Origin of the sequence: uncultured Victivallis sp., assembly GCF_944391105.1 — a bacterium.
GTDB lineage: Bacteria > Verrucomicrobiota > Lentisphaeria > Victivallales > Victivallaceae > Victivallis.
Map to the genome: position 1 here is coordinate 22,829 of NZ_CALXSK010000051.1, position 6,000 is coordinate 28,828.

At 63.4% G+C, this 6,000-nt stretch carries 4 protein-coding genes; 1 reads left to right on the forward strand and 3 read right to left on the reverse strand.

Annotated elements, in window-relative coordinates; all coding sequences use genetic code 11:
- The first annotated feature begins 163 nt into the window (after positions 1 to 163).
- Positions 164 to 1,717: an ADP-ribosylglycohydrolase family protein gene (locus Q0K10_RS13455; RefSeq protein ID WP_294507958.1), complete on the forward strand. Its 1,554-nt coding sequence runs from the start codon at positions 164 to 166 to the stop codon at positions 1,715 to 1,717.
- Positions 1,718 to 1,724: 7 nt separating this feature from the next.
- Here Q0K10_RS13455 and pepD read toward each other — a convergent pair whose 3' ends face one another.
- The 3 genes from pepD to Q0K10_RS13470 all read right to left on the reverse strand — a co-directional run.
- Positions 1,725 to 3,170 (reverse strand): beta-Ala-His dipeptidase, encoded by a 1,446-nt coding sequence (pepD, locus tag Q0K10_RS13460; protein ID WP_294507959.1) that lies wholly within the window; start codon positions 3,168 to 3,170, stop codon positions 1,725 to 1,727.
- Between the two features lie 110 nt (positions 3,171 to 3,280).
- Positions 3,281 to 5,740, reverse strand: coding sequence for a hypothetical protein (locus Q0K10_RS13465; RefSeq protein ID WP_294507961.1), 2,460 nt, complete (start codon positions 5,738 to 5,740; stop codon positions 3,281 to 3,283).
- 55 nt (positions 5,741 to 5,795) lie between these two features.
- The coding region (locus Q0K10_RS13470; protein WP_294507962.1) for a hypothetical protein at positions 5,796 to 6,000 on the reverse strand (205 nt) is incomplete at its 5' end.

The window sequence follows — 6,000 nt, forward strand, 5'->3', positions numbered from 1 at the left end:
AACCCTCGTTTTTCATACGATACACGCGGAACAACAGGGATGCAAATCCGGTTGCGGAGATTTGCGGAGCATTGATCGGAAACGGGCTTGTTTCCGTGCGGGAACGGTGGTATAATTTTCTGTAATCAACCCGAATGCAATCGGAATTCAAGGAGGCAATCAAGTGTTTTACAAACAGACGCCGGGCGCAAGTTTCATGAATCGGAAAGAGTACCGCGACAAGGTACTCGGCTGCTGGACCGGAAAAAACATCGGCGGAACCCTCGGAGCCCCGATGGAAGGGAGACGCGAGACGTTCGATGTGACCGGGTACGTTCAGGATCTCCGGGGAAATCCCGCCCCGAACGACGACCTCGATCTGCAACTCGTCTGGCTGCGCGCAGTCGAAGATCACGGCATCTACAACCTGAACGAACGCATTCTCGGCGAATACTGGCTGCGGTTCATCACCGGTCCGTGGAATGAGTACGGCATCGGCAAGTTCAACATGGTGAACGGCCTGCTCCCGCCGCTCTCGGGATTTTGCAGCAACGATCAGTGGAAGAACAGCAACGGCGCCTGGATCCGGTCGGAAATCTGGGCATGCCTCTTCCCCGGAGAACCCGACGAGGTCGCTTCCTTCGCCTGGATGGACGCCTGCGTCGATCATGCCGATGACGGCATTTACGCGGAAATCTTCACGGCGACACTCGAAGCGGCGGCATTCGTCGAAAACGACGTGGACAAGCTCATCGACATCGCGCTCGCCCGCATTCCCGCAGATTGCCGGGTCGCGCGCAGCGTCGGAATCGCGCGGGCCGAGTTCGCGGCGGGCAGCGACTGGAAAACCGCCCGGGAACGCATCGTCGAGGACAGCCGGGATCTCGGCTGGTTCCAGGCGCCCGCGAACGTCGCCTTCGCCGTCGTCGGACTGCTCTGGGGACGCGGCGACTTCGGCCGCTCGATCTGCATCGCCGTGAACTGCGGCGATGACACGGACTGCACGGGCGCCACCTGCGGCGCGGTGCTCGGAATCATCCTCGGACGCTCCCGCATTCCGGAAACCTGGACCGCTCCGATCGGCGAAGGAATCAAAACCGTCGCGGTCAATCCCTATCAGCTCAATCTGCCCGAAACACTCGACGAATTGACCGACCGCGTTCTCTGCTGCAAACTCGAAACCGATTTTGCAAATCCGACGCTCATGCGCCTCACCGACGGCGAAACCGTCGTCGACGCCGAACTGCGCGAACGGCTCGCGGACGGAACAGAGTGTGCCAAACGCGTATTGTCAAAATCTTCCAGAGCACTTGACTTCCCGCTTCTCTGGGGGACGTTCACCGTGGAATACGGGAAGGGACCCGTCACGGCCCCGGGCGAGACGCAGACGCTGAAACTGGGCTTTCACGACTGCATGTTCAACTGCCTCTCCCTTTCCGCCGAATGGCAGCTGCCGGAGGGGTGGGAGATGTCGCCAGGCAACCGGCAGACTCTCATGACCCGCGAATTCTGCGGACACGTTCTGGAAATCCGGATCACGCCGGGCCTCTTCCCGGCGTCGACGGTTCATATCCCGGTCAAATTGGAGCTCTCCGACCGGAACTATCCCTTCTGGATCACCGTTCCATTCCAGCTCGCGGGATCGATCCGGAGCGAATACCCCCTTTTCGCCCCGGATGAACCGGACGCACGAAACCGGCTCGCGGCGCGGCGGAACGCCCTGCTCGGGCGCTCCTGAATTTCAATTACAACGCGGAGACCAGCGCCCCGAGAAACGAATAGAAACGTTCGACGCTTTCAAGCCCGACCCGCTCGGCAGGACTGTGCGGATCGACCACCGTCGGCCCGAACGAAATCATATCGAGCCCCGGGCGCTTCCCCGCGAAAATCCCGCATTCAAGTCCGGCGGGAATGACCTTCACCTTCGCCTCCACGCCGAAGAGCTCCCGGTAAAGCGCAGATGCGGTTTTCAGCAGCTTCGATTCGGGAGCGGGGGTCCACCCCGGATATTCGCTGTCGACTCTCACCGTCGCCCCGAGGCGGCGGAAATGATCCGCGACCCGCTCCGAAGCCGTCCGCCGCTCCGCATCGATCAGACTGCGCTGACTCGTGCGCTGGACAATCATCCCGTCCCGCTCCAGCACCGCCGCGAGATTCGTGCTCGTGCGCGGAATCCCGAACCGGGCGTCCATCTCGAGCACCCCGTCCGGGCAGTCTGCGAGCGCCCGGACAATCCGGCTCTGAAATGCATCCGTCCAGACCGTCTCCGGGAGCGGGGCCTCCGCCAGCTCAATTGCAAACGCCTCCGGCAGAACATTCTCCTTTTGCAGCCGTTCAACCAGCGCAGCCAGGCGGGCCCGGACCGGTTCAAACTCTTCCGGCTTCAGCACGACAACCGCCTCCGCCTCGCGCGGAATCGCGTTGTCGAGCGAACCGCCGTGCATCGAAGAGACGCGCACAGCCTCGCCTGCCGCTTTGAGCGCGAGCCCGAGAAAGCGCACCGCGTTGCCGCGCCGGTCTGCGATGTTGCAGCCGGAGTGCCCCCCGGCGAGCCCCTTCACCTCAAGAAGCGCCCCCGCGACTCCCGCGGGAACGTCCCGGGTTTCGATCGCAAAATCCGCCTCAAGCCGCGCACCGCCCGCGCAGCCGATAAAGAGTTCCCCTTCGTCCTCGGAGTCGAGATTCAGCAGATAATCCCCCTTGAGAAACGCCGGATCGAGCGCAACCGCGCCGTTCAACCCCACCTCCTCGGAGAGCGTGAACACCGCCGCGAGCGGCCCCGACCGGAATCCCCCGTCGGTCAGCAGCGCGAGCGCCGCCGCGACGCCGATGCCGTCATCCGCCCCGAGCGTGGTTCCGGCCGCGGAACGCATCCAGCCATCCTCGATCACGGTCGGGATCGGGTCGCGTGTGAAGTCGAACGAACTCCCGCGCCCGGCCTGCGGAACCATGTCCAGATGCGCCTGCAGAATCACCGTCGGACGCTCTTCGAATCCGGGAGAAGCCGGGCGGTCGATGCGGAGATTCCCGCACGAATCGCTGCGCACGGCGAGCCCCCGTTCGCGCGCAAACATGGAAAGTGCTTCCGCGAGCGCCTTTTCGTGTCCCGACGGGTGCGGGATGCTGCAGATGTTTTCAAAAATCCGCCAGAGCGGAGCCGGTTCGGGTAATTCCCTGCGTGTATTCGTCATGGCAAACTCTCCTTGCTTCCATGGTTCAAAGAGAATATACCCCGCATTTCCGTTTTGTGCAACAGCAGAAGTTCTCTTTCCCGAAAACCTCCCGCCTTCGCCGTGTCCGCTCAGCGCCAGAACACCTCGTCACACTCGATGCTCCACCCGCCGAGCGCGGAATTCATCTCCCGTTCCGACAGGTCGAAGATCTGAATGGCGGAGCGATTCCCCTCCGCGTCGACGGCCTGAAGCGCAATCGGAATCCCCGTGAAGTTGCGCGGCAGAAGTTTATCGGGGAACCCTACCACAAATGTGCGCACCTCCTTCCCCGCACCCGGCAGCGCGAACCCGCGCGAGGTTTCATTCACGATCTCCTCCGGGAAAATCGCCAGCTGTTCGATGACCGCCACGTCCCCCCCGCCGGCTTTGCCCGGATGGCGGATCGTCACGCCAATCGCCCCGGCACGATCCGGTTCCACCCGGAAGTTCGGCAGCCGGACGGCGTGCCAGCGCGCCCCGCCCCGGCCATGCAGCACCGGCCCGGCCGGAATCGTCGTCGCGGCCGCGCCGTTCCCGCGGAACAGCCCCCGTTCCACCCGGCGCGGATAGTTCAGCGAACAGACCAGCGACGTACCTTCCGCCGCCCGGTATTTGATTCCGAGGAACACTCCGCCGCACCCCTCCGGCCGCTTCGGCACCGGAAGCGTCAATGCGATCGATTCTCCGGGTTTGACCGGCACTTCCCGCGTCGAAACCGCCAGCGGCGCGGCACTCGCCTCGACCCGCACCGGACCGCTCAGGTCATCGACCGCATCCACCGCAAGATTCGCCTCGGAAACATGCAGCCGGATCCCTGTGATCCGCGGCGGCGTCCGGTCGATGCCGTAAAGCACGCTCCACATCCACGGGTCGACATACTCCTTCGGCGGCAGCGGCGGCTCCTGAAACTCCCGATGCTTCATCCGCGCCAGCAGCCGGACCATCGCAAAGGGATCGGGCGACTCGTTGCTCCACGACGGCTCAAGCGCGGTCTTCTCCTCGCGGTCGTTCCACGACGAGAGATTCACGATGGCTCCCGGCCCGGCCGCCTCGAGCGCCGTACGGATCGCCCGCACAAAGTATTCGCTCCGGTCGAACGAACGTTCCGGCAGCACACTCGGAACCTTCGCCCAGCGCCCCGCGTTGTTGAATCCCGGATAGATCCAGACCGCGTGCTCAAGTTTGTTTTTCCGGGTTTTATTCGCCTCGGCGACGAGTTCGGCACTCCTGCGCACGCTTTCCACCCATCGATTCCAGAAAACCGCTTCGTCCGGCGGAAAACTCTCCGCCTCCCACCGGTCGCCGCCCGTGCCGTAGGTTTTCGTTCCCTCCTGCCGGTAGTGCGTCCAGACATTGGCCGGGTGTTTCAGACAGGCGAGCCCTTCCACCTGAACCATCTTCTCCGCCGGGCCGCATACCATCCAGTAAACCGGCTCGCCAAACGTTTTCTCGACCGCATCCATGATCCGCTGATGCTCGTCGGGGGAGTAGGGCAGACCCCACGCCTCGTACTGATAGACGATCCGTCCGTTCCTCCGCAGAAATGCGTCCGGATAGCGTTTCGCCAGCGAGAGCACCGAGAGCGCCCGCTCGACAAATGCGTCGATCTCTTTCGCTGACGCGGGCATGAACTGGATTTCGTCGTGAATCCCGAGCCGGAACCCCTCCTCCTGCGCCTGTTTGAGGCACTGCTCGAAGTGTTCGAGATTCATGAATTTCCGCCCCTTCGCCGGATCGGGGTAGAGCTGCATGAGCACCCCGTCCAGCCCGCTGTTCTTCATGCAGCGCAGCTGCCAGCGGATCACCTCCGGATTTCCGGACGAATAGAAGCCGAGGTACGGATAAATCAGATCCGCCCCCGCCCGCCGCCAGAGCGGCCCCGAACTCGTAAAGTATTCGCTGCGCCCGTCGTGATACCCCCAGGTCAGAAAGAAATCATCTCCGCCCTCCGGCGCCGACGAGGCGTAAAACCACGAATGCCACTCCTGCGCAATCACAAAGGCGTCGCTCAAATCCGGCAGAGAAGAATCTTCCGGCGCAACCGGTTCCGCCTGACGCACCGGCATGGCTCGAATCCGCTCCGCCGACGCTCTCTCGGACTCCGAGAGAATCCGTTCCAGCCGGAAATCGGCGATCTCGGTCGGTCGCGCCACATGAAACCAGACCGATCCGTGCACACCCGGGGAACTCTCCTCCATCTCCGCCTTGAACTCCCGCCATTCGCCCCCTGTCGCCGGAAGCCGTTTCTCCAGCAGCGCGTAGGTGTCGTTGCCGTGCTTGATGATGAAGTGAAGCTCCCCCTCCCCGAGCCGGTAGCGGAATTGAACCCGGTATTTCGCCGGTTCGAACGCCAGTACCGGGCGCGTCCAGACACTCGTCTCCCGGCCCGTTCCCGGCACGACCCGCCAGATCCCGTCCACCGCCTCCAACCGGGTTCCCTCCCCGATCGACGCCCATTTCTCCGGAGCAGGCAGCTCCAGCTCCCCGGCTCCGCCCGCCGTCGCAAGGCAGAGAACCGCCAGCAGAATTCCCAGTGTGTGTCGTTTCATCTGGTCAACCTGTATTTATTCTTATGAACTGTTCCTGTCGTTTTACCGTTACCGTCTAGTGGGAGGCTGGGGGCGTTTCCGCCTTCCGGAACGTTGCAGAGTCGTGGGCAGCGGGGGGCGTTTCCGCCGCCCCCCGCACCCCCTGCGTCCGGCAGGGTGCCGGTGCCGGGTACGGGGCGGAGTCGGACTCGGCTGCGGTCGGCCGGCGCGAGGGGAAAGAGCCGCAAAAACGCGAACGGCTCTTCCCGCTTTTCTGCGGA

Bases quoted from the DNA above. Each gene is read 5' to 3' on its own strand.
- pepD (WP_294507959.1), bottom strand. From the start codon at position 3,170: ATGACGAATACACGCAGGGAATTACCCGAACCGGCTCCGCTCTGGCGG.
- Q0K10_RS13465 (WP_294507961.1), bottom strand. From the start codon at position 5,740: ATGAAACGACACACACTGGGAATTCTGCTGGCGGTTCTCTGCCTTGCG.